At 65.7% G+C, this 23,165-nt stretch carries 18 protein-coding genes; 11 read left to right on the forward strand and 7 right to left on the reverse strand.

Translation table 11 applies throughout. The features are described from left to right. Positions 1 to 333 precede the first annotated feature (333 nt). Positions 334 to 1,584 carry a lipoprotein-releasing ABC transporter permease subunit gene (locus L286_RS33425; RefSeq protein WP_021223321.1) on the forward strand — a complete coding sequence of 417 codons (1,251 nt, stop codon included), beginning with the start codon at positions 334 to 336 and terminating at the stop codon, positions 1,582 to 1,584. Next, positions 1,577 to 2,266, forward strand: coding sequence for an ABC transporter ATP-binding protein (locus L286_RS33430; RefSeq protein WP_007685771.1), 690 nt, complete (start codon positions 1,577 to 1,579; stop codon positions 2,264 to 2,266). The genes L286_RS33425 and L286_RS33430 overlap by 8 nt, the downstream gene beginning before the upstream one ends. On the opposite strand, the gene L286_RS33435 is transcribed toward L286_RS33430, so the two are convergent. Next, positions 2,252 to 4,060, reverse strand: a complete 1,809-nt coding sequence (locus L286_RS33435; protein ID WP_021223322.1) for a diguanylate cyclase — start codon at positions 4,058 to 4,060, stop codon at positions 2,252 to 2,254. The genes L286_RS33430 and L286_RS33435 overlap by 15 nt on opposite strands. A gap of 127 nt (positions 4,061 to 4,187) precedes the next feature. On the opposite strand from L286_RS33435, the gene dnaE reads away from it, so the two are divergent. Further along, positions 4,188 to 7,724, forward strand: a complete 3,537-nt coding sequence (gene dnaE, locus L286_RS33440) for a DNA polymerase III subunit alpha (protein WP_020820748.1) — start codon at positions 4,188 to 4,190, stop codon at positions 7,722 to 7,724. 98 nt (positions 7,725 to 7,822) lie between these two features. Here dnaE and L286_RS33445 read toward each other — a convergent pair whose 3' ends face one another. After that, positions 7,823 to 8,890: a PA0069 family radical SAM protein gene (locus L286_RS33445; protein WP_021223323.1), complete on the reverse strand. Its 1,068-nt coding sequence runs from the start codon at positions 8,888 to 8,890 to the stop codon at positions 7,823 to 7,825. A gap of 81 nt (positions 8,891 to 8,971) precedes the next feature. Between L286_RS33445 and L286_RS33450 the strand changes: the two genes are divergently transcribed. Then, positions 8,972 to 9,481, forward strand: a complete 510-nt coding sequence (locus L286_RS33450) for a YbjN domain-containing protein (protein ID WP_020820750.1) — start codon at positions 8,972 to 8,974, stop codon at positions 9,479 to 9,481. A gap of 22 nt (positions 9,482 to 9,503) precedes the next feature. Here the strand turns inward: L286_RS33450 and moaB are convergent, their stop codons facing one another. From moaB to L286_RS33465, 3 genes are read right to left on the reverse strand one after another with little or no spacing between them, the layout of a single operon-like run. Continuing rightward, complete coding sequence (moaB, locus tag L286_RS33455) at positions 9,504 to 10,031, reverse strand: molybdenum cofactor biosynthesis protein B (protein WP_007685776.1); 528 nt, start codon at positions 10,029 to 10,031, stop codon at positions 9,504 to 9,506. Beyond that, complete coding sequence (locus tag L286_RS33460) at positions 10,031 to 11,833, reverse strand: lytic transglycosylase domain-containing protein (RefSeq protein WP_020820751.1); 1,803 nt, start codon at positions 11,831 to 11,833, stop codon at positions 10,031 to 10,033. Before L286_RS33460 ends, moaB begins: the two co-directional genes overlap by 1 nt. Then, positions 11,830 to 12,534 carry a uracil-DNA glycosylase family protein gene (locus L286_RS33465; RefSeq protein ID WP_020820752.1) on the reverse strand — a complete coding sequence of 235 codons (705 nt, stop codon included), beginning with the start codon at positions 12,532 to 12,534 and terminating at the stop codon, positions 11,830 to 11,832. Before L286_RS33465 ends, L286_RS33460 begins: the two co-directional genes overlap by 4 nt. Positions 12,535 to 12,673: 139 nt before the next feature. Between L286_RS33465 and L286_RS33470 the strand changes: the two genes are divergently transcribed. Genes L286_RS33470 through L286_RS33500 form a run of 7 tightly spaced genes read left to right on the forward strand, consistent with a single transcriptional unit; the run spans position 12,674 to position 20,548 of the window. Further along, positions 12,674 to 14,326 (forward strand): electron transfer flavoprotein-ubiquinone oxidoreductase, encoded by a 1,653-nt coding sequence (locus L286_RS33470; RefSeq protein WP_020820753.1) that lies wholly within the window; start codon positions 12,674 to 12,676, stop codon positions 14,324 to 14,326. A 31-nt stretch (positions 14,327 to 14,357) separates the two neighbouring features. Beyond that, positions 14,358 to 15,980, forward strand: a complete 1,623-nt coding sequence (locus tag L286_RS33475) for a tetratricopeptide repeat protein (RefSeq protein ID WP_020820754.1) — start codon at positions 14,358 to 14,360, stop codon at positions 15,978 to 15,980. Further along, positions 15,967 to 16,866, forward strand: a complete 900-nt coding sequence (locus L286_RS33480; protein ID WP_020820755.1) for a 4-(cytidine 5'-diphospho)-2-C-methyl-D-erythritol kinase — start codon at positions 15,967 to 15,969, stop codon at positions 16,864 to 16,866. Before L286_RS33475 ends, L286_RS33480 begins: the two co-directional genes overlap by 14 nt. Beyond that, positions 16,863 to 17,579 (forward strand): N-formylglutamate amidohydrolase, encoded by a 717-nt coding sequence (locus L286_RS33485; RefSeq protein ID WP_020820756.1) that lies wholly within the window; start codon positions 16,863 to 16,865, stop codon positions 17,577 to 17,579. The genes L286_RS33480 and L286_RS33485 overlap by 4 nt, the downstream gene beginning before the upstream one ends. 16 nt (positions 17,580 to 17,595) lie before the next feature. Beyond that, complete coding sequence (locus L286_RS33490) at positions 17,596 to 17,952, forward strand: hypothetical protein (protein WP_084498520.1); 357 nt, start codon at positions 17,596 to 17,598, stop codon at positions 17,950 to 17,952. Next, complete coding sequence (locus tag L286_RS33495; RefSeq protein WP_020820758.1) at positions 17,952 to 19,346, forward strand: NAD(P)H-hydrate dehydratase; 1,395 nt, start codon at positions 17,952 to 17,954, stop codon at positions 19,344 to 19,346. The genes L286_RS33490 and L286_RS33495 overlap by 1 nt, the downstream gene beginning before the upstream one ends. Then, positions 19,343 to 20,548, forward strand: a complete 1,206-nt coding sequence (locus L286_RS33500; protein ID WP_020820759.1) for a class I SAM-dependent RNA methyltransferase — start codon at positions 19,343 to 19,345, stop codon at positions 20,546 to 20,548. The genes L286_RS33495 and L286_RS33500 overlap by 4 nt, the downstream gene beginning before the upstream one ends. A gap of 74 nt (positions 20,549 to 20,622) precedes the next feature. Here L286_RS33500 and L286_RS33505 read toward each other — a convergent pair whose 3' ends face one another. After that, the gene (locus L286_RS33505) at positions 20,623 to 21,816 is read right to left on the reverse strand and encodes a type III PLP-dependent enzyme (protein WP_007685797.1); all 1,194 of its coding nucleotides are present in this window, start codon (positions 21,814 to 21,816) and stop codon (positions 20,623 to 20,625) included. A 148-nt stretch (positions 21,817 to 21,964) separates the two neighbouring features. Further along, a complete protein-coding gene (locus L286_RS33510; RefSeq protein WP_020820760.1) occupies positions 21,965 to 23,137 on the reverse strand; it encodes a carboxynorspermidine decarboxylase in 1,173 nt (390 codons plus the stop codon). Positions 23,138 to 23,165: the final 28 nt, after the last annotated feature.

Here is a 23,165-nt window from a genome sequence, read left to right on the forward strand (position 1 = left end):
GGTCGACAGACCCTGAAAAGAAAAGTACCCGAGCCGTGCTTCCACGACCCGGGTACTAATGGACGATTGCTCGTCTCCCCCTTGGCCTGCCTCGACCGCTTCTCAGCCCCCTAAGCTCAAAGCGGGATGCAGTATCCCTGAACCACGGCCATTTACCTGTGCTTCGTCGCCTGTGCTATGTATAGAGCAGGCCGCTGTCACGGGCTATTTCCGGGACATGTGATTTTCCCCGCGGGGCTGTGGCTCCGCTGCAACAATCCGGCAATGCTTGCCGTCGGTCGATAGCATGCTAGACGGGCTGCCTGTTCCCATCGAGAGGCCATTCGCGCCGTCATGATTCTGTCCCGATACGAACGCATGATCGCCAGGCGTTACCTGCTGCCCGGCAAGGGGGAGGGATTCATCTTCCTCGTCGCCGGCATCAGCCTGGTCGCCGTGATGCTGGGCGTGGCGGCGCTGATCATCGTGATGAGCGTCATGAACGGCTTTCGCGCCGAACTGTTCGACAAGATCGTGGGCCTGAACGGTCATGCCGTCGTCCAGGGCTATGGCGGCCGCCTGCCCGACTGGAAGGCGGTGTTGAGGGAGGCGAAGGCGACGCCCGGCGTGACCAGCGCCACGCCGCTGATCGAGCAGCCCTTGCTCGGCAGCTTTCAGGGCCGGGTAGAAGCGGTGCTGGTGCGCGGCATGACCGTGAACGACATCCGCAACAATGCGACGCTGAAGGCGAAGGTCGTGGCGGGCAGCCTGGGCGCGCTGACGCCCAATGGCGGCAAGGTGGCGATCGGGTCGCGGCTGGCGGAAAATCTGGGCATCCAGTTGGGCGACAGCCTTACCATCATCAATCCGGCGGGCCGCTCGACGCCCTTCGGCACGGTGCCGCGACAGGTTTCCTATCAGGTGGCGGCCATTTTCGAGGTCGGCATCTACGATTATGACAAGGCCTTCGTCGTCATGCCGGTGGAGGACGCCCAGACCCTGCTGCTGCTGGGCGACGTCGTCAGCATGATAGAGGTGGAGACCGTCAACGCCGACCAGGTCTCCGCCATATTGGAACCGCTGGCCGGCAAGGTCGCGGGACGCGCGATCGTCACCGACTGGCGGCAGATGAATGCGTCGCTGTTCGAAGCGCTGGCGGTGGAACGGGTGGCCATGTTCGTGGTGCTGTCGATCATCGTGCTGGTGGCGGTGTTCAACATCCTCTCCTCGCTCATCATGCTGGTGCGCGCCAAGACGCGCGACATCGCGATCCTGCGGACCATGGGGGCGAGCCGCGCCGGGCTGGTCAAGATCTTCATGACCGTGGGCGTTACGATAGGATCGCTCGGCATGGCGGCGGGCATGGTGCTGGGTTTCACCTTCCTGTTCTTCCGCCAGAGCGTGGTGAACGCGATCCAGTTCCTGACCGGCCAGAATCTCTGGGATCCCTCTATCCGCTTCCTCACCGAATTGCCGGCCAAGCCCGATCCGGTGGAGATCGCCATCATCTGCCTGATGGCGCTGGTCTTCAGCTTCCTGGCGACGCTCTATCCCGCGTTCAAGGCCGCCAATACCGATCCCGTGCAGGTGCTGCGCTATGAATGAGATATTGAAGGTCGCAGGCCTCAGGCGCAGCTTCACCCAGGGCGGCGTCACCATAGAGGTGTTGCGCGGCGTCGACCTGTCGGTGGCTCAGGGCGAGATCGTGGCGCTGCTCGGCCCGTCGGGATCGGGAAAATCGACGCTGCTCCAGGCGGTCGGCCTTTTGGAGGGCGGATTCGACGGATCGATCCGCATCGCGGGCGAGGAAGCGGCGAAACTCGACAATGACGGGCGGACGCGGCTGCGCAGGGATGCGCTGGGTTTCGTCTATCAGTTCCATCATCTGCTCCCGGACTTCAACGCGGTGGAGAATGTCGTCCTGCCGCAGGTGATCCGCGATGCGGAGATGCCGACGGCCCGTGCCCGCGCCGAATCCCTGCTGGGGTCATTGGGGCTTGGCCATCGGCTGGAACATCGGCCAAGCCAGCTTTCCGGCGGCGAACAGCAACGCGTTGCCGTGGCGCGGGCGCTGGCCAATCGGCCCGCCCTCGTCCTGGCGGACGAACCCACCGGCAATCTGGACGAGCGGACCGCCGATGTGGTCTTGGCCGAATTCCTGCGGCTGGTGCGGGAGGAAGGCTCCGCCGCGTTGGTCGCGACGCACAATGAAAGACTGGCTGAGAAGATGGACAGGGTCGTCCGCCTTCACGAAGGGCTGCTGGAGGAAAGTTCAGGCGGGATGTGACGCCGCATCCCGGACCGTCGCGATGACGATCTGGTTGCGCCCCTGATTCTTCGCCCGAAGCAGCGCGGCATCCGCCGTGCGGACCAGGGTTTCCGCCTTGCCATGATCGGGGAAGACGGCCAGGCCGAAAGAGGCGGTGATCGGCCCCAGTTCCTCGCCGCGATGCTCGACGCGCAGTTCCTGCAATTTCTGCTGCACCTGGATGGCGCGGTCGATGGCCTGATCCTGCGCGAAGCCGGGCATCAGCAGCACGAACTCCTCCCCGCCCAGGCGGAAGGCGCAATCCTTTTCCCGCAACGCGTCGTCCAGCACGCCGCCAACAGCGCGCAACACGGCGTCGCCCGCATCATGGCCATGGGTGTCGTTGAACCGCTTGAAATGGTCGATGTCCACCATCAGGCAGGCCAGCGGCGTCAGGGCGCTTTCGGCACGGACCACCAGTTCCTTGAACACCGCGTCGAAGCGGCGCCGGTTGGCCAGGCCGGTCAGCGGATCGGCCATCGCCATCTGCTGCAACGCATCGCGCAGCCGCAGATTGGCGAGCGCAAGGCCGATATTCTCCGCCAGCATCTCCAGATATTTCTCGGTGCGGCCGATCTGGTCGGCGGTCCGGTCCTCAGGCTGTTCGACATAGAGCAGGCCGATGCTCTCCCCCTGCGCCGTCAGCGGTATGCAGATGGTGCGGACCTCCGCGCCTTCGGCCAGATGCTCGCAGGGTATGTCGACCAGATCCCCGGCCGGCTTGTGAATCTGTCCGCGCCGCAACGCCCAGCAGGCGGTCGGCGGAAATTCCTCGCCCGATTGCCGGGGCGACAGCCAGTCGCAGGCCTGCACCATCATGTTGCGGCGCGTGTCGTGGATGTAGAGCCGCCCGGCAAAGCCCGGGGCGATCTCAGGCGCGAAGCGCCGGACGACCTCGACCAGGCCGCCGGTGCTGTCGCATCCCTGCAAGCGCTGGGTCATGCGGGAAAGCTGGTCGCGCGTGATCCGGTCCGCATCGCGTTCCTGCTCCAGCCTCTGCCTTTCTAGGCCGTTTTCCCGGAAGATGCGGATGGCCTGCGCCATGTCGCCGATCTCGTCCACCTGCGGGAAATCCGGCGGCACCACGGCATAATCCTGCGCGGCCAGGCGCGTCACGACATCGCTCAGCCGCACCACCGGGCGCAATATGCGCTGCTTCAGGATGAAGTAGAGCACGCACAGGAACAGCAGGGCGGTCGCGCCCATCATGATTTCCGACATCAACCGCCACTGCCGGGCCGCTTCGGTTGCCTGGCGAACGGTGTTTTCCGTTCGCTGGTCCAGCATATACTGGAACTTGCCGATCTGGGCCGAAACGCGATCGAGTTCCCGGCCATATTCATCACCGAACACTATGGCGCGCGCCGTTTCCCGATCCCCCTTTTCGGCGGCGTCGATGGCGGCTTCCTGTTCGTCGGTCAGCGCGTCGGCCCAATGCAGCCCCTGCTGCAACGCCGCGAGTTCGCTGATGCTGGCCCCCCGGTCGCGCAGGTGGGTGATGCGCTGCTCTACCGAGCGGAGCGCCGCCTTCTCCCGGCGATAGGCGATGATATGCGACGGATCGCCCGTGATCACATAGGCGCGCGCCTGTTCGGTCAGCCGATATGCGTCTTCCACCAGGGCGGCGGTCATCTGGTCGAACACGGCGCGCTGCTCGACGGCGGCCCGCTCCTTCTCCTCGGCGCTGGAGGCCATCAGCATGACCGCCCCTGAAGCCAGAGTGAGGGCTACGGTGGCGCCATAGGCGTAGTTGGTAATGGTGGACAGTCGCATGATCGCCCAGCCTAGCGCCCAATTATTGGCGATATGTTAACCATCGGCCCGTGCCGGCGCGATTTTACCCACGACTTTCTGCAAGCGGGGGCTGGCGTCGAATCGGCGGCAATGCCTAGATGAGCACATGCCTCATGCCGGTTTCGTCCCCCTTCGCGTCTTTTCATCCTTCACCATGCTGGAAGGGGCGATAGACCCCAAGAAGATCGCGAAGCAGGCCAAGGCCCTGGGCTTTCCCGCCGCGGCCATCACCGACCGCAACGGCCTGTACGGCTCCATGGCCTTTTCCGACGCCTGCAAGGGGGAGGGGGTGCAGCCGATCATCGGCGCGATGGTCGGCGTTTCGCGGCCGGACCGGCCGGCCAATGCGGCGCCCGTGCATGACTGGATCGCCCTCTATGCGCAGGATGCCGCCGGCTACGACAATCTCTGCGCGCTGGTGTCGATGGCGCATCTCGACCGCCCGGTCGAAGAAGTGCCGCATATCAGCCTCGACATGCTGGAGGGGCGGACCGACGGCCTGATCGCCCTGACCGCTGGGGGAGAGGGCGCTCTGGTGCGGCTCTTTGCCGAGGATCAGCCGGCAGCGGCGCTTGCCTATGCCAAGCGGCTGGAAGCGTTGTTCCCCGGCCGGCTCTATATCGAAATCTGCCGCCGCTTCGACCCGATCGAGGGGAAGGCGGAACCGGAACTTCTCGACCTGGCCTATGCCCGCGACCTGCCGCTGGTGGCGACCAACCCGACCTGTTTTGCCGAGCCGCATTTCCACGAGGCGCATGACGTGATGCTGTGCATCGCCGACAGCGCCTATGTCGAGACGCCCGACCGGCGGACCAGTTCGCCCGACGCCTGGATGAAGCCGGCGGCGGAAATGAAGCGGCTGTTCGACGATCTGCCCGAAGCGCTCGCCAACACGCTGGTGGTCGCGCAGCGCTGCGCCATTGCCGCCCCCAAGCGCAAGCCCATCCTGCCCAGCCTGGCCGGCGACATAGAGGGCGAGGCGAAGATGCTGCGGGAGCAGGCGACGGCAGGGCTGGAGGCGCGGCTGGCCAAGGCCGGCATCGCCGACGAGGAAGCGCGCAAACCCTATTTCGAGCGGCTGAAATTTGAAACCGACATCATCATCCAGATGGGATTCCCCGGTTACTTCCTGATCGTTGCCGACTTCATCAAGTGGGCTAAGGATCATGACATTCCGGTGGGGCCGGGCCGTGGTTCGGGCGCGGGATCTGTCGTAGCCTGGGCGCTGACCATCACCGATCTCGATCCGCTGCAACTGGGGCTGCTGTTCGAACGCTTCCTGAACCCGGAACGCGTCTCCATGCCGGATTTCGACATCGATTTCTGCGAAACGCGGCGGGGCGAAGTGATCCGCTACGTCCAGCAGAAATATGGCGCGGATCATGTCGCGCAGATCATCACCTTCGGAAAGCTGAAGGCGCGCGCCGTTCTGAAGGACACGGGCCGGGTGCTGCAGATGAGCTATGGCCAGGTCGACCGCTTGGCCAAGCTGGTGCCCAACCATCCGACCGATCCATGGACGCTGGAACGCTCGCTGAACGGCGTCGCGGAGTTCAGGGCGGAATATGACAATGACGCGCAGGTCAAGCGGCTGATCGACTATGCGATGAAGCTGGAGGGCTTTCCGCGCCACAGTTCCACCCATGCGGCGGGCGTGGTGATCGGGGACAGGCCGCTGTCGCAACTGGTGCCGCTCTATCGCGATCCCCGTTCGGACATGCCGGTGACTCAGTTCGACATGAAATATGTCGAGGGCGCGGGACTGGTGAAGTTCGACTTCCTTGGCCTCAAGACATTGTCGGTGTTGCAGAAGGCGGTGCAACTGCTGGCCGGACGGGGCGTGGAGATCGACCTCAATTCGCTCGGCTGGGACGATCCGGCGGTCTACGAACTGCTCCAGCGCGGCGACACGGTCGGCGTGTTCCAGTTGGAATCGGAGGGCATGCGCAAGACGCTGGCCGCAGTGCGCCCGACCAATTTCGGGGACATCATCGCGCTGGTGTCGCTCTACCGGCCGGGTCCGATGGACAATATCCCGATGTTCGGCCGTCGCAAGAACGGGCAGGAAGAGATTGAATATCCTCACATATTGCTGAAACCGATCCTGGAAGAAACCTACGGCATCTTCGTCTATCAGGAACAGGTGATGCAGGCGGCCCAGATATTGGCGGGCTATTCGCTGGGCGACGCCGACCTTCTGCGGCGCGCCATGGGCAAGAAGATCAAGGCGGAGATGGACGCGCAGCGCGCCCGCTTCGTCGAAGGGTGCGCGAAAAGCGACATCGCGGCGGCCAAGGCGAACGAACTGTTCGACTTGATCGACAAGTTCGCGGGCTATGGCTTCAACAAGTCGCACGCCGCCGCCTATGCGCTGCTCGCCTATCAGACCGCCTGGCTGAAGGCGCATTATCCGGCGGAATTCTACGCCGCGTCCATGGCTTTCGACATCCACCTGACCGACAAGCTGACGGTGTTCGTGGACGATATGCGGCGCATGGGGCTGACCTGCCTGGCGCCGGACATCAACCGCAGCCTCGCGGATTTCTCGGTCGAAGCGGTCGATTGCGAAGGCGACGATCCGCGCCTGGGCTTTGCCGTGCGCTATGCGCTGGGCGGGCTGAAAGGCGTGGGCGAGAAGGCGATGGAACAGCTTGTGGCCGAGCGGGAGGCTGGCGGGTCGTTCAAGTCGCTGGACGATTTCGCCGACCGGATCGAACCGCGCCTGCTCAACCGGCGGCAGTTGGAAAGCCTGGCGGCGGCGGGCGCCTTTGACGGCGTGCATCCCGACCGGGCCGGAGTCCATGCGGCCGCGGAAACGATCCTCAGCGTAGCTTCCAGCGCCGCGGAGGCGCGGGAAAGCGGACAGGGCGGCCTGTTCGGCGATGTCGAAACGCCGCATGCCGATGTGCGCGTTCCGCCGCACCAGACCTGGTCGACGGCGGACCGCATGGCGCAGGAAAAGGAGGCTTTCGGCTTCTATTTCTCCGCCCATCCGGTGGACCGCTACCGGCATCTGGCGGAGGCGCGGGGCGCAAAGAGCTATGGCGCGATATGCGCGGAACCCGTGGCGGAAGGCGGCCGGGCCACTGGCGTGATGGCCGCCATGGTCGAGGATGTGCGCTGGCGCGAAACCAGGCGGGGGGCGCGCTATGCCGCCGCCACATTCTCCGACAGCAGCGGTCAGTTTCAGGCGAGCTGCTTCGATGAGGATGCCTGCAAGGCTATCGAGGATATGGCGCGGGAGGGTGATTGCGCGCTGCTGATGGTGGAACTGGACCGGCTGCCGGGCGAGGAAACGCCGCGGGTGACGATTCGAGGGATCGAGCCTTTCCGCCAACTCGCCAATAATTCCCGCATGGAACTGGTGGTCGATGTGAGCGATGCAGCCGCAATCGGAGCGCTGGCGCAGATTCTGGCGAGCGCCAGGGGAGGGCGGAGCGAAGTCTTCCTGCGGGCGCCCGTGGGCGGCGGCAAAGCCGCGCGCTTGTTCCTGGGCGACGATTATCTGATCGGCGCGGATCAGGTCGACAGCATCGCGACGATAGCGGGCCTGCGCATCGGGTCGTTCGAGCGTATGGAAGCCAAAGCGGACGGCTATCGCGCCCGCAACCGGCGTTCCGGCTTGCGGCTGGTGGCGGGCTAAGCCCTCCTCCGGTCGGGGAGCCTGCCATGCCATCCCCCTTGTTCCTGCGAAGGAAGGAACCCAGTTCCCGCAGCTGGATTTGAAGCAACAGGGTGTGCCTAGAACAGGCTCATCTGGTCACCCTCCGGCCTTCGGAACAGATCGGTGCGCAACGTCACTCGTTCGCCGGTGAATCCAGCCCGTTTCCGTGCCTTCTGGAAGCGGGTGCGGATCAGGTCGGCCCACACTCCCTGTCCCCTCATCCGGCTGCCGAAGTCGGGGTCGTTGTCGCGACCGCCCCTTATGTCGCGGATGATCGCCATCACCTTGGCCGCGCGGTCGGGATAATGTTCCTCCAGCCAGGCGCGGAACAGCGGGGCGACTTCATGCGGCAGGCGGACGGGAATATAGCTGGCGTCCAGCGCGCCGGCCGATGCGACGCAGGCGACAATATCCTCTATTTCGTGATCGGTGATGGCGGGGATGATCGGCGATATGCTGGCGACCACGGGTATGCCCGCCTGCGCCAATGCCCGGATCGCCTCCACGCGGCGGAGCGGATGCGGCGCTCGCGGTTCCAGCGTCCGGGCCGTGGCGGGATTCAGCGACGTCACCGAAATCATCACCGCGACCAGCCTTTCCCCCGCCATCAGGGTCAGCAGATCAATGTCCCGCATTATGCGGTGGGACTTGGTCGTGATATAGACCGGATGCCGGCATTCCCATAATATTTCAAGGCATTGCCGCGTGATTTTCCAATCCCGTTCGATCGGTTGATAGGGATCGGTGTTGGTGCCCATCGCGATCGGACTTACCAGATGGGCTTTTCTGGAAAGCTCCTTGCGGAGCAGCGCTGCCGCATCGGGTTTGGCGAACAGCCGGGTTTCGAAATCGAGACCCGGCGACAGGTCGTGATAGGCGTGGGTGGGACGCGCGAAGCAATAGATGCAGCCATGTTCGCATCCCCGATAGGCATTGATCGACTGGCTAAAGGCGATGTCGGGGGAATTGTTGCGGCTGATGATGGTGCGGGGGCGTTCGACGGTCACCTCCGTGCGCCGTCTCGGCGGTGCTCCGTCTATGTGGGCCAACTTATCCAGCCAATCGCCGTCGGCCGTCCGCTCAGGCAGGTTGAAGCGTCGGCTGTCGCCGTTGACCGTCGCGCCTCTGCCTTTCTCCGCCGTCATCCCATAACTAGAACATAGAGAGAACATATTGACAAGGGCCTATTCGCCGGTTCATCTGAAACCTGTCGAAAAGGGGGTATCATGCGGAAGATCATCGTCGCGGCGAGCTTGTGGATGGCGGCGCTGGCCACGTCTGGCCTGGCCGCCGATAGAGAGGCCTGCGGCGCCGGGCTGGTATGCGCGAGCGATCCGCAGACGGTGGTGAAGGCGCTCCAGGCCGCCGGATACAAGGCGCTGTTGAGCAAGAGCAAGCAAACCGGCAATCCGAAGATCGAAAGCGCCGCCAGCGGCTATGATTATTCGATCTTCTTCTACGAATGCGAACAGACGCTCCATTGCGGCTCGCTGCAATTTCAGGTGAGCTTCGAGGATGACGGCGGCAATACGCCTGAACTGGCCAATAAATGGAACAAGGACAAGAGGTTCGCGCAGATGTCCGTCTGGGACGACGGATCGCTGGCGGTCGCCTATGACGTGACGACGGTGGGCGGGCTCAACCAGAAGAATTTTGCAGATGTGATCGACTGGTGGACGGTAATGCTGGGTGAGGCGAGCAAATTCTTCAAGGAAAATCCCGCGCCGGCCAAATAAGGCCGCAAGGCGTGGCGATGTTTCAGCGCTCGGTCAGGCGCGGCATGAGTTCCACGAAATTGCAGGGCCGGAAGCGATTGTCGAGTTGGCTGACAAGGATGCCGTCCCAAGCGTCCTTCACCGCGCCGGTCGATCCGGGCAGCGCGAAGATATAGGTGCCCCGCGCCACGCAGGCGGTCGCCCGCGACTGGATGGTGGACGTGCCGATGCCTTGATAGCTGAGCCAGCGGAACAGTTCCCCGAAGCCCGGAATCTCCTTGTCCTGCACCTGCGCCAGCGCTTCGGGCGTGACGTCGCGCCCCGTGACGCCCGTTCCGCCCGTGGTGATGATGCAATCGACCTGCGGATCGTCGATCCAGGCATGCAGGCGCGCAACGATGGCCGATCGTTCGTCCCGCTCGATATGCCGGTCGGCCAGGACATGGCCGGCGGCGGCAATGCGATCCGCCAGAATGTCGCCCGAACGGTCGTCGGCGGCCGTGCGGCTGTCCGACACCGTCAGCAATGCGATCCGGACCGGCAGGAAGGGCCGGCTTTCGTCGATCGGCATCAGTCGGAACCGCCCGCGATGCTGGCGGCGATGCTGGCGTTGGCGATCGGTTTCCTGGGCGTCAGGCGCACCAGGCGCGTGCCCTTCGCTCCGGGGAAGGTCGGCCAGAGTCCCTGCGCCATTCCAGCCAGCGATTCCGCGCTGCCCTTTGCCTGGATCTGGTACATCCAATAATTGCGCATCACGATGTTCACATAGGCGCGCGTCTCGTAATAGGGCAGGGATTCGATGAACAGCAGCGGATCGCCATTGTCCTTCACTTCGCTGTTCCAGCGCTCGACCGGCATCGGCCCGGCATTATAGGCGGCCATCACCTTGGGCAGCAGCCCTCCGGTCGCGCCCATGTCGCGCAGATTTTCCAGATAGCGCTGGCCATATTCCATATTGGTGGACGGCACGAACAATTGGTCGGAGGCTGAAAGTCCCATCAGGTTGCCCGTACTGGGCAGCACCTGCATCAACCCCCTGGCGCCCGCGCTGCTCACGACATCCCGGCGGAAACCCGATTCCTGGAGCGCATGGGCATAGATCAACGCGGGGTCCACCCGCCATCCGCCGTCCGGCCGCCAATCGGGAGCGGGGAAGCGAGCGAAACTGCCCGGCTGCTTGCCCACGGGACCATTATGGGCGAGCCAGAGCTGCGTTTCCGGCAGACTGAGCGCACCCGCCAGCCGGATCAGCGCATCATATTGGCCGGTCCCGCCGATCTTCGCCTGATAGCGGAGAATCTGGTCGGCCCGCGCCGTTTCGCCGATGGCGGACAGGGCGATCGCCGCCCGCACATTCGGGCTGTCCTTGAGCTGCTGCCATTCCGCGGCGCCGAAGCGCGGCGCGGAGGGCGCGCCGCCCAGCGGCACGGCCAGCGTTTCGCGCGCCAGCAGGCCATAGAAGCTCTCTTCCGAGCGAGCGGCGGTCTTCAGCAGATTTTCGACCCGTTCCGGCTCTCCGCACACCATATAGGCGCGCGCCGACCAATAGGCGCCGGCGGCCCGCATGTCGCTGTTGCCCGCCAGCGCCGCGACATTGGCGAAAGCGGGGGCGGCGGCGCGGCAGTCATTCTGGCGCCAGGCCGCAAGGCCGGTCGTCCAATAGGCCTGCACCGCCCAATCGCCGCCGCTCCGGCCTTCAAGCGCCTTAGCCGCCATGCGCCGGGCATTGGCGTCGTCGCTCTCGATATAATAGGCCCAGGCGACGCGTTGCCGCACTTCGGTGAGGCCTTCCGGCGTCAGCCCGGCCTCGCCCGTGGCGAGCAAGGCTTCGGCGCCGGCCGGATCGTCATTCTTGATGAACGGCTGGATTTGGCCGACCAGCGCCTGGGCCAGCGCATCGGTCTTCACCGCCGCGACATATTCGCGGCGGGGCGCGCCGCCCAGCCAGACCATCTTCTGCACCTGCGGCAGGACCGGCAGGATCGTGGCGCCGCGCTTCTGCGCCAGCCGGGAAAGCTGATCCGCCTTGTCCAGCCACGGCGCCTTGTCGATGAGGTCGAGCAGATCGAACAGCTCGACCCGGGGCGAATTCCTGGCGAGGTAAAGTTCGGCCAGGGCGACCGGGCGGAAAGCGTCCTGCGCGTCCAGCGCGGCGATCATCGCCTTCGCGTCCATCCATTTCTGGTCGCGCAAAGCCGCATATATGGCGCCGTACCGCCCCTTGTCGGCGTCATTCAACCGGAGAGGCGATGAGGACAGGTCACTGGAAATCGCGGAAACCGGAACCGCCGTGTCGGCGTTCGCCGGAGAAGCGGCGATCGCGGCGAAAGCCATCGCCGCCGCGCAGGACGAAAGGGTGGTTGCGCGAATCACTTAGCCATTTCCTCGATCAGACCTTGCAGCACATGCCAACATTCCGCTTTTGCCGCAGGCTGGCCAAGCAGCAAACGCGGGTGAAATGTGGCGAAGACGGGTAAGGTGCCGCCGTCATGGTTAAAAACCCGTGAACCTGAATCCGCGGCGGGCAACAGGGCGCGGATCGTCCGGTCGCCCAGCAACAGCAATCTTCGCGGGGCGGCAAGCAACACATATGTGCGCATGCGCGCCGCGGCCGCCGCCAGGTCCGACGCCTCCACCATTGCGCCCGGCGGGCGGGACAGGAAGAGGGACGCGAGGTGGACGTCCTGCCGTTGGAGCCCGATGGCCCGCAACATGGCGTCGAACAACTGTCCCGCGCGATCGCTGAGCAGCGTTCCGGCGCCGATGTCCGCCGGATCGGGCATGTCGGTAATGACCATGAGCGGCGCGTCGACGGGTCCGGCGGGCATGATCGCGGCGCCCGACCAGCGCCGTTCCGGCTGCGCGGCATCCTGCGCAAGCCAGGTCAGGAAGGATTCGAGCGACTGGGGCCTCGGCTGGGCGGGACCGCCTTCGGGAACGGCAGCGCGTATCCGCGCCGGTTGCTGAAGGGGACGCAACCAATTGGCCGGCTCCTCCCCCATGGCGCAATCCACGCCGGCCAGGCTCCACCACGCCATATAGGCATTGGCGGCGTCCGCCAGATTTTCCCGCATTAATCCCCGCATTGATTGTCTTGGGCCAGAGGTTGACGCCGTGGTCAAGTTTCTTCATCGCCCTCAGTGGTAAAACGTTTGGGTAGCGCGGCGACCGGATCGGGAGGGAAACCCACGGCGTCGACGGAATGGAGGGATTATGAGCGAACGGGATTCGATGCCCTATGACATCGTCATCGTCGGCGGAGGGCCGGCGGGGCTGTCTTCGGCCATCCGGCTGAAGCAGCTCGCGAACGAGGCCGGGCGGGAATTGTCGGTTTGCGTGCTGGAGAAGGGATCGGAAATCGGCGCCCATATCCTGTCGGGCGCGGTGGTGGACCCCAAGGCGCTGGACGAGCTCCTCCCCCAATGGCGCGACATGGGCTGCCCTATGGCGGAAGTGCCGGTGACGGACAACCAGCACTGGTTCCTCAGCAAGGGCGGCAAGATCAGCATGCCGCACATCATGACGCCGGGCTGGATGCACAACAAGGGCACCTACACCGGGTCGCTTGGCAATCTCTGCCGCTGGCTGGCCGAACAGGCCGAGGGGTTGGGCGTGGAAATCTTCCCCGGCTTCGCGGCGGCGGAAATCCTCTACCATGAAGACGGGTCGGTGAAGGGCGTCGCGACCGGCGACATGGGCATCGACCGGGAGGGCAATCGCAAGCCCGACTATCAGCCGGGGCTGGAACTGCATGCCCGCTACACCTTCTTTGCGGAGGGGGCGCGTGGCCATCTGACCAAGATATTGAAGCGCCAGTTCGCGCTCGACGCCGACAGCGAGCCGCAGGTCTATGGCCTGGGCATGAAGGAATTGTGGGACATCGATCCCGCCAAGCACAAGCCGGGCCTCGTCATTCATACCCAGGGGTGGCCGCTGACGGACGCTTATGGCGGCGGCTTCCTCTACCATCAGGCCAATGGGCAGGTGGCGCTGGGCTTCGTCGTCGGGCTGGGCTATCGCAACCCCTATCTCTACCCGTTCGAGGAGTTCCAGCGCTGGAAGCAGCATCCGGAAATCCGCAAATATCTGGAGGGCGGCCGCCGCGTTTCCTATGGCGCGCGGGCGATCAACGAGGGCGGCTGGCAGTCGATCCCGACCCTGGCCTTCCCCGGCGGCGCGCTGATCGGCTGTTCGGCGGGCTTCGTCAACGTGCCCCGCATCAAGGGCACGCATACGGCGATGAAGTCGGGCATGCTGGCGGCGGAATCCGCCTTCGCGGCGATCCAGGCCGAACGGTCGAGCGACGTGCTGGACGATTATGAGGCGAACCTGCGGTCGAGCTGGATCGCGACCGAGCTGCAACTGGTCAAGAATGCCGAGCCGCTGCTGTCGAAGTTCGGCAACAGCATCGGCACGGTGCTGGCGGGCATCGACATGTGGATGCGCACGCTGAAGATCGGCCTGCCCTTCACGATGAAGCACAAGCCCGACGCGGAGAAGCTGTGGCGCAAGGACGTGTCGAGGAAGATCGACTATCCCAAGCCCGACGGCGTGATCAGCTTCGACCGGCTGTCGTCGGTGTTCCTCAGCAACACCAACCATGAGGAGGATCAGCCGGTCCATCTCCAGCTCAAAAATCCGGAAATCCCGATTTCCTACAACCTCCCCCTTTATGACGAGCCGGCGCAACGCTATTGTCCGGCGGGCGTCTATGAAGTGGTCGGGCTGGACGAGGGCAATCCCCGCTTCCAGATCAACGCGCAGAATTGCGTCCACTGCAAGACGTGCGACATCAAGGATCCGACCCAGAACATCAACTGGGTCGTGCCCGAAGGCGGTGGAGGGCCGAACTATCCGAACATGTAGGCGCCTACCTCAACAGGCATTTGCTGCGATCATGCTGGCGCTGCCCGCCGTGGCGGGCGCATCGGTGGACCCGGGCGGCGCATTGCATGCCTATATGCGGGGGCGCCTGGCCGATGACGACGGCGCTCCCGGCCTTGCGCTGACCAGCTATCGGCAGGCGCTGGCGGGCGATCCCGGCAGCCTGGATGTCGCCCGGCGCTCCTATTTCCAGGCGGTGATCAGCGGCGACATGGCGCTGGCGCTGCGCTCCGCCGCCGTGCTGGAGGGGGAAGGCATGCTGCCCCGCGACGGCACGCTGCTCCAGATCGCGGACGCGCTGAACCGCAAGGATTGGGCAGGCGCCCGCCTGATCGTCGACCGCCTGGTGGCGGAGGGCAATTTCGCCTTTCTGGCGCCGATCATGCGCAGTTGGATTTCGGTGGGGGAGGGGCGCTATGCGGCGCCCGTCATCGATCCCGCCGACCGCTTCGCGTCGCTCGCAAAGCGCTATCTTGACGAGCATCTGGCGCTGCAGGCGCTTCGCGGCGGCGATCTTCAGGCCGCCCGGCCAGCGATCAACCGCGCCCTTGCATTGCGGACGGCGGAGGCAGACGAACTGCGGCTGATCTTCGCGGGACAATTGGCGGCGCGGGGCGCCAGGGCGGAGGCGCTGGCGCTTCTGCCCGAGACCCACGCCAATTTCGCGCTGGCCCGCGAGGACATTGCGCGGGGCAAGGCGCTTTCGCTCCATGGCCGGGCGTTGACGGCGGGACAGGGTTTCGCCCGGCTGCTTACACGGCTGGCCACCGACATATCATCGGACGGCAGCACGGGGTCGCTGGGGATCAGGCTGGCGCGCATCGCCGCCTTTGCCGATCCTGCCGGGGCCACGCCCCGCATCGTCGCCGCCGATTTGCTGGGGCGGGGCGGCTATGCGGCCTATGCCGTCGAGGAGGCCCGCAAGGTTCCCGGCACCGGCTGGCATGGCGCGCTGGCGCAGGCCGAATTGGTCGAGGCGTTGGCGGCGGCGGGACAGCGGCAGGAGGCGATCGTCCTTGCCCGTACCCTGGCCGCGGTGCCCAATGCAGAGCCGGAGCGCCATGTCCGCCTGGGCCAGTTGCTGATGCAGGAGAAGGATTACCGGGCTGCCGCATCCGCCTTCCGCACGGCTCAGGCCAGCTATTCGGGCGATGCCGTCCCCTGGGCGCTGCTGTTGTTCGAGGGCAGCGCGCTGGAACAGGGCGCGCGATGGGACGAGGCGCGCGCCGTGCTGGAACGGGCGGCGAGATTGGCCCCGGACGAACCCGCCATACTCAATTACCTGGGCTATGCGCAGATCGAGCGGCGGCAGAATATGGACGCGGCGCTGGAGTTGCTGAAAAAGGCGAGCGCGCTGAAGCCGCAGGACGCATCGATCACCGATTCCCTCGGTTGGGCGCAGTTCTTGACCGGGGACATCGATGCCGCCGTGCCGATGCTGGAACGGGCAGCTGCCGGTGCGCCCTCCGACGCGACGATCAATGAGCATCTGGGCGATGCGCTCTGGGCTGCCGGGCGGCGATATGAGGCGCGCTATGCCTGGCGCGCCGCGGCCGTCTTCGCCGAGGGAGAAACGGCGCAACGACTGGCCGCCAAGGCGAGAGAGGGGATGAAGCCCGAATATGCCGCACGTTGAAGCGGAGCATGTCGCCGCCCGCCCGGTGGAAGCGGGCGAACTGGTCGAAACCGCCTTCGCCAAGATCAATCTGGCGCTCCATGTCCGGGAAAGGCGGGCGGACGGTTATCATGCGCTGGAAAGCCTGTTCGTCTTCACCGAATTGGGCGACAGGCTGACGGGCCGCATCCGCGCGGATGGGGAAATCCGGCTGGAGATGGACGGGCCGTTCGGGCCTCTGCTGGATGGCGGGCCGGACAATCTGGTGATCAGGGCGGCCCGCGCATTGCAGGACCATCTGGGGGACAGTCCCGGCGCCGACCTGCGGCTGACCAAGGTCCTGCCCGTCGCCTCGGGCATTGGCGGCGGTTCCGCCGATGCTGCGGCGGCGTTGCGGTTGCTGATGCGGCTCTGGAACGCGCCCGTGGCGCCCCAGCTTCTGGAACGCATCGCCTTGTCATTGGGGTCGGACGTTCCCGCCTGCATCGGCAGCATCCCGCAAATGGTGCGCGGACGCGGCGAGATATTGCAGCCGCAGGCCATGGAGGGCCTGTCCGCCATGCCGATCCTGCTCGTCAATCCGGGCGTGGCGCTGTCGACCGCGCAGGTCTTCGGCGGGTGGGATCGACGCGATCGGGGGCCGCTTGCGGCAGGGGGGCTGGAGCAGCTGATCAGCGACGGGCGCAACGATCTGGAACCTCCCGCCATGGCCGCAGCCCCGGTGATCGCCGATGTGCTGGCGGCGTTGAAGACCTGCGGCGGATTGCGCCTTGCCCGCATGTCGGGATCGGGCGCGACCTGCTTCGCCCTGTTCGATACGGATCGGCAGATGGCGGAGGCGGCGGCAGCCTTGCGTGCGGCTCGGAACGGATGGTGGGTCGCGGAAACGAGGATCAGGGCGGCATGAGCGAGGCCTTTAGCCAGATCGATGGCGGCGATCTCAATATCCTGATCATTGCCGATCATGCCTCGGCGCATGTTCCGGCGGACATCGACCTTGGGATCGACGCAGCGTTGCTGGCCGATCATATCGCAGTCGACATCGGCGTGGCGGAGGTCAGCGCGCTGCTGGCTCGGCAATTGGGCTGCACGGCGGTGCTGGGCGGCGTTTCGCGCCTCGTCATCGACCTCAACCGGGAAGAGGATGCGCCCGGCCTGCTGCCCGTGATGAGCGACGGCCATGCCGTTCCGGGCAACCGCCATGCCGACCTGGCCGACCGGATGATGCGGTTCCACCATCCCTATCATCATCATGTCGCGCGGCTGCTGGAGCGCATGGCGTCGCCGTTCATCCTGTCGGTCCACAGCTTCACGCCCCGCCTCGCCAGCGATCCCGGCCAGAAGCGCCCTTGGGATATCGGCGTCCTCTACAACCGGGACGACAGGGCGGCGCGGATAGCCATTCCCATGCTGGAGGCGGCGGGGCTGAAGGTGGGGGATCAACTGCCCTATTCGGGCAAGGTGCTGAACGCCACGATGAACCGCCATGCGGAGGGGAACGGCATTCCCTATCTGGGCATAGAGATGCGGCAGGACCTAGTCGGTGACGCGGACGGGCAAAGGCGATTTGCCGACATATTGGCTCCGGTGGTGCTCGAATGCCGCGGCCGGCTCGCATGACGGGCGGGATGGAATGATGAGGCGGCGCGCCCTGATGAGCCTGCTCACATGCCTGGCGCTGGCCGGATGCGGCGGTTCGTCGGGGGCTGGAGAGCTGGCCGGCAAGGGAAGGGAACTGATCTCCTGCGCGATCGGCCCGGGCGCCGAATGGAGCGAGGACTGCCCCGTCGAACGGGATGGGGAACTGTTGACGGTGCGCCATGCCGACGGTGGCTTTCGGCGCTTCCGGATAGTCCATGACGGGCGCGGGATCGCGCCGGCGGACGGAGCGGAGGAGGCAAGCATTCTGGTCGCCGGCAAGGGCGCAATCGAGTTGAGCGTCGGACAGGACCGCTATCGCTTTCCCGCCCGCTTGTCCGAAGGGAAGAGATGATGCGCGGCCATGCGATCCTGACCGGCGCCGAGATGCGGGAGGCGGAACAGGCCGTCATGGCCGCCGGCATTCCCGAATATATGCTGATGGAGCGGGCGGGAGCCGCCGCTGCGGAGATCGTCTGGCGGGCAGGCGGGAAGCGAGACCTGCTGGTCCTTTGCGGCCCCGGCAACAATGGCGGCGACGGGTTCGTGATCGCGCGGCTGCTCCGGGCGCGGGGCGTGGCCGTGCGCGTCGCGGCGCTGGGCAAAAGCCGGACGGACTCCAGCATGAAGGCGCGGGAGGCGTGGACCGGCCCTGTCGAGAATTTCCTCGACGCCGCGCCGGCGACGCAGATCGTGGACGCGCTGTTCGGCACCGGCCTGTCGCGTGGACTGGACGCGGAGGTCGCGACGAAGCTGCGCGCCCTCGCCGAACAGGCGAGCTTCAGCTATGCCCTGGACCTGCCGAGCGGCGTGCAGACGGACACGGGCGAACTGCTGTCCGATGTGCCTGGCATGGGCGTCTGCATTGCCTTGGGCGCTCTCAAGCCGGCGCATATGTTGCAGCCTGCCGCAACATGCTGGCAGCGGCTGGTCTGCGCCGACATCGGCATCGAGACGTCCCATGCGAAAATGCACCGGCTCGCTCCCCCGCAACTGCATCGCCCAGGCCCGGCCGCGCATAAATATAGCCGTGGACTGGTCGCCGTGGTCGGCGGCGAGATGGCCGGCGCCGGGCTGCTCGCAAGCCAGGCGGCCGCGCATGGAGGGTCGGGCATGGTCCGGCACCTGGTCCAGGGCCAGGTCCAGGGAGGGCCGGGCGCCATTATCGCGGAACGGGCCGATGCAGCGCAGGATGTGGCGCATAGGCTGAATGATGGCCGGTTCAGGGCGGTTCTGGTCGGCCCAGGGCTGGGACGCGGGAAGGGCGCTTCGGATCGGTTGACGGCGGTGCTTGCGGCCGGGCACCCGCTCGTTCTGGACGCCGATGCGCTGGTCCTGCTGGCGGAGGAGGGGCTGAATGCCGTTCCGCCGGGCGCTGTCCTCACCCCCCATGAAGGCGAATTCGTCCGCCTGTTCGGAAATCTGCCGGGCAGCAAGGTGGAGCGGGCGCTGGAGGCGGCAAGACGGTCCCGCTCGACGCTGATCTACAAGGGCAGCGACAGCATCGTCGCCGCGCCGGATGGACGCGCCGTCCTGTCGCCTCCTGGTTCTTCCTGGCTTTCGACGGCGGGAACGGGCGATGTGCTCGCGGGACTGGTCGCTGCTCGGCTTGCCGTCACGGGCGACGGATTTCGGGCGGCGTGCGAGGCGCTGTGGCTGCACGGGGAGGCCGCCCGGCGAGCGGGCGCGGCTTTCATCGCCGACGATTTGCTTGTGGAGCTGCCAGCGGCTATCGCCTCGCGCCTGTGACCGAACTCGACACCGACATCATCGTCCGCATCGCCGCCAAGGGCGATGGCGTGACCGCCAATGGCCGCCATGTTCCGCTCGCTGCGCCCGGCGACCGGATCGCTGCGGACGGCGGCATCCTGCCGGGACCGCATCATGCCGACCCGCCATGCGCGCATTTCCCGACCTGCGGCGGATGCGAGTTGCAGCATGTCGACGATGCGAGCTACGCGGAGTTCGTGACGGCGCGCGTCGCGGGTGCCCTGGCGGTGCAGGGGGTGGAGCCGGGCATGCTCCTGCCGCCCCATATCTCCCCGCCCAAGGTCCGCCGACGCGCATCGCTGCGGGCGATCCGGCAGAGCCGGAAGGTCGTCATCGGCTTTGCGGAGTCGGGCAGCCATGTGCTGGTCGACCTGACGATGTGCGAAATCCTCGATCCCCGGCTGTTCGCGCTGGTGGCGCCGCTGAGGAGCCTGTGCGTCCTCGTCGTGCCGGAAAAGCGCGCCGCGCATGTTCGCATGTCGCTGACCGACCAGGGCGTGGACCTTTTGCTGGAGGGCGTGCGGATCGAAGGACTTGCCGCCGATGAGGCGCTCCTGGCCTTCGCGCAGCACCATGGGCTGGCTCGGCTGACCATCGACGAAGGCGAAGGCCCGCAGACCCGCTGGGAGCCGGAGCCGGTCACGGTCAGCTTCGGCGGCGTGCCGGTCGCCTTTCCGCCCTTCGCCTTCCTTCAGGCGACGCCCGACGGCGAAGCCGCGCTGGTGCGGGAAGCAGGCGCGGCCATGCCGGCACAGGGCGCCATTGCCGATCTTTTCTGCGGCCTCGGTACATTCGCGCTGGCCTTGGGGCAAGGGCGGCCGGTCTATGCGGCGGAGGCGGCGCGCGATCTGGTCCTGTCCCTCAAATCGGCTGCCAATCGCGCGCAGCGCCGCATGGCGGCGGATCATCGCGATCTGTTCCGGCGGCCGCTGACGCCCGCGGAGATCGATCGTTTCGCGGGAATCGTCATCGATCCGCCGCGTGCCGGAGCGCGGGAACAGGTGGTGCAGCTTGCCGCATCGCGCGTGCCGGTCATCGCCTATATCTCCTGCAACCCTGCCAGTTTTGCCCGGGACGCGGCGCATCTGGTCGCTGGCGGCTACAGGCTGGAGCGGGTTCGGCCGGTGGGGCAGTTCCGCTGGTCCACCCATGTGGAACTGGTCGGCATCTTCCGGCGCTGAGCGCATTAGCCCCTCGCCGCGGGGGAGTGCGGCGAGGGGCCTTGCATCCTCTCCCCAAGGGGAGGCCTGAGCCTCTACCCCAGCTTGATGACAGTGGCGCGACGGCGGACCGGGACGGCGTCGACATAGAGGCTGGCCATCGGCTCATCCTCCACTTCAACGACAGCTTCGGACGTGAAGCCGTTGAAGCCGGTGCGCATCGCAGCGCCATAGGCGCCCAGCATGCCGATCTCTATATAGTCGCCCGCCTGCACGTCGTCCGGCAGCATGAAGGGGCCAACCATATGGTCCATGTCGTCGCAGGTGGGGCCATAGAAGGAGAAGCCGGTCAGTTCCGCCTCGCTCTCTTCCTCCCGCAGCAGGGCCACGGGGAAGCGCCAGCCGATATGCGCCGCGTCGAACAGCGCGCCATAGGCGCCGTCGTTGATGTAGAGTTCGGTGCCGCGACGGCGTTCGACGCGCACGACGACCGAGCTATATTCGGCGGAAAGGGCACGGCCAGGCTCGCACCACAGTTCAGCCGAATAGCTGATCGGCAGGCTTTCGAAACCGCGGTGGATCGCGTCGAAATAATTTTCGAGCGCGACCGGCTCCATGCCTGGATAGATGGACGGAAAGCCGCCGCCGACATCGATGATGTCGACCGTGACGGCCGCATCGACGATGGCTGCGCGGACGCGCTCTATGGCGTCGCTATAGGCCTGGGGCGACATGGCCTGGCTGCCGACATGGAAGCAGATGCCCAGCGCGTCGGCGGCCTGGCGGGTGGCCATCAGCAGTTCGCGGGTTTCGCCCAGTTCCGCGCCGAATTTGGAGGCGAGGCTGAGTTCCGAATGTTCGGACGACACGCGCAGGCGGACGCACAGTTCCAGGTCCGTCGCGTCGTTGGTGGCGCGCATGATCTTGGCCAGCTCGTCCATCGAATCGAGCGAGAAGGTACGCACGCCGTGGACATGATAGGCTTCCGCGACGGCTTCCTCGGCCTTGACCGGGTGCATGAAGCAGAGCTTCGCCTCATTCCCCAGCGTCTCCGCGACAAGGCGCACTTCCGCGATGGACGCCACGTCGAAATGCGTGACTCCGCAAGCGAACAGGGTGCGGATCAGATCGGGAGACGGATTCGCTTTGACCGCATAGAGCGAGCGCCCCGGAAACTTCTCGGAAAAGAAGCGGGCGGCCCGGGCCGCAGCCTGGGGTCGAACAAGCGTTACCGGAGCTGCCGGTTTGAGGGTGGTCGCTACCCCCAGCGCGCTATGATGCTTGTGCAACTCAAGGGACCTCCAGGGTAGTCGTTGGCAAAGAAGCTGCCTTGCGGTGGAAGTCCCATGGGGCAGCGGAAGGGCGATATATGCGGCGGGGGTCCCCCTGTAAAGCGCGTCCGTAAATTTTGTTGCGCTTGCCGCTATGAAATGTGCGTCAGGAGAGGCGGGACTTGAAATCCTCGTAGGAAAACTGGCGGATTTGCTGGAGTTCGTCGGTTTCCGAGTTCCACAGCCAGATGGACGGCAGGGGCACGCCGTTGAATGTATTGGTCTTTACCATCGAATAATGGGCCTGGTCGAGGAAGGCGATCCGCCGTCCCGGAGTCGCGCCGCCGGGGACTCGATAGTCGCCGATGATGTCCCCTGCCAGGCAGGACGGGCCACCGAGTCGGGTGAGCTGGCCTTCCATTTCCTCATGCAGCATGGCGGGGCGGTAGGGGGCCTCTATGACGTCGGGCATGTGGCAGGTGGCGGAGATGTCGGTGATCGCGACGGGCATGCCGTTGTCGATGACGTCCAGGATTTCGCCGATCAATATGCCGGCGTCCAGAGCCATGGCTTCGCCCGGTTCGATATAGAGTTCCAGGCCCGTCTGCGCTTTGATCCGCTGGAGGAAGGCGATCAGCAGGTCGGTCTGGTAATCGGCGCGGGTGACATGGTGGCCGCCGCCGAAGTTCAGCCATTTGAGACCGCCGACATGCGGCATGACGCGGGATTCGATGGCGGCCCAGGTGCGTTCCAGCGGCAGGAAATCCTGTTCGCACAGATTATGGACGTGCAGGCCGTCGACGCCCGCCAGATGTTCGGGGCGCAACTGGTCGATGGGGAAGCCCAGGCGGCTGTGGGGCTGGGAGGGGTCGTATTTGGGGACTTCGCCCTCCGCGTGGAGGGGGTTTATGCGCAGGCCGATGTCGAAGTTCACACCGTTGTTGCGAGCATTTTCGATGACCGGGCGCAGGCGGGCGATCTGGCCGGGGCTGTTGAAGATCACATGGTCGGAAATCTTCAGGATTTCGGCCAGATCTTCGGCCTTGTAGGCGGCGCAATAGGTGGCGATCTCGCCCCGATATTCCTCATGGGCGAGGCGCGCTTCGTAGATGCCGGAGGCGCAGACGCCGTCGAGATATTCCGCGATGACGGGGCCGAGGGACCACATGGAAAAGGCCTTGAGCGCGCCCAGCACCTTGATGCCCGCGCGGTCGCCTATGTCGCGCAGGACCGAAAGGTTGCGGCGCACCGCGGCCTCGTCCACCACGAAGGCGGGCGAGGGGACGCGGTGGAGGTCGAAGCGGGCGAAGGCGGCGGGGTCGCCGGCTTTGGTTTCCATGGGCATTCCATTCGATGCCGTGTTCCTG

Source organism: Sphingobium sp. HDIP04, assembly GCF_000445085.1.
GTDB classification, from domain to species: domain Bacteria; phylum Pseudomonadota; class Alphaproteobacteria; order Sphingomonadales; family Sphingomonadaceae; genus Sphingobium; species Sphingobium indicum.

Bases quoted from the DNA above. Each gene is read 5' to 3' on its own strand.
- L286_RS33430 (WP_007685771.1), top strand. From the start codon at position 1,577: ATGAATGAGATATTGAAGGTCGCAGGCCTCAGGCGCAGCTTCACCCAG.
- L286_RS33485 (WP_020820756.1), top strand. From the start codon at position 16,863: ATGAGCGAGGCCTTTAGCCAGATCGATGGCGGCGATCTCAATATCCTG.
- L286_RS33480 (WP_020820755.1), top strand. From the start codon at position 15,967: ATGCCGCACGTTGAAGCGGAGCATGTCGCCGCCCGCCCGGTGGAAGCG.
- L286_RS33475 (WP_020820754.1), top strand. From the start codon at position 14,358: ATGCTGGCGCTGCCCGCCGTGGCGGGCGCATCGGTGGACCCGGGCGGC.
- moaB (WP_007685776.1), bottom strand. From the start codon at position 10,031: ATGCCGATCGACGAAAGCCGGCCCTTCCTGCCGGTCCGGATCGCATTG.
- L286_RS33450 (WP_020820750.1), top strand. From the start codon at position 8,972: ATGCGGAAGATCATCGTCGCGGCGAGCTTGTGGATGGCGGCGCTGGCC.
- L286_RS33465 (WP_020820752.1), bottom strand. From the start codon at position 12,534: ATGCGGGAAAATCTGGCGGACGCCGCCAATGCCTATATGGCGTGGTGG.
- L286_RS33495 (WP_020820758.1), top strand. From the start codon at position 17,952: ATGCGCGGCCATGCGATCCTGACCGGCGCCGAGATGCGGGAGGCGGAA.
- L286_RS33510 (WP_020820760.1), bottom strand. From the start codon at position 23,137: ATGGAAACCAAAGCCGGCGACCCCGCCGCCTTCGCCCGCTTCGACCTC.
- L286_RS33425 (WP_021223321.1), top strand. From the start codon at position 334: ATGATTCTGTCCCGATACGAACGCATGATCGCCAGGCGTTACCTGCTG.
- L286_RS33445 (WP_021223323.1), bottom strand. From the start codon at position 8,890: ATGACGGCGGAGAAAGGCAGAGGCGCGACGGTCAACGGCGACAGCCGA.
- L286_RS33470 (WP_020820753.1), top strand. From the start codon at position 12,674: ATGAGCGAACGGGATTCGATGCCCTATGACATCGTCATCGTCGGCGGA.
- L286_RS33435 (WP_021223322.1), bottom strand. From the start codon at position 4,060: ATGCGACTGTCCACCATTACCAACTACGCCTATGGCGCCACCGTAGCC.
- L286_RS33490 (WP_084498520.1), top strand. From the start codon at position 17,596: ATGAGGCGGCGCGCCCTGATGAGCCTGCTCACATGCCTGGCGCTGGCC.
- dnaE (WP_020820748.1), top strand. From the start codon at position 4,188: ATGCCTCATGCCGGTTTCGTCCCCCTTCGCGTCTTTTCATCCTTCACC.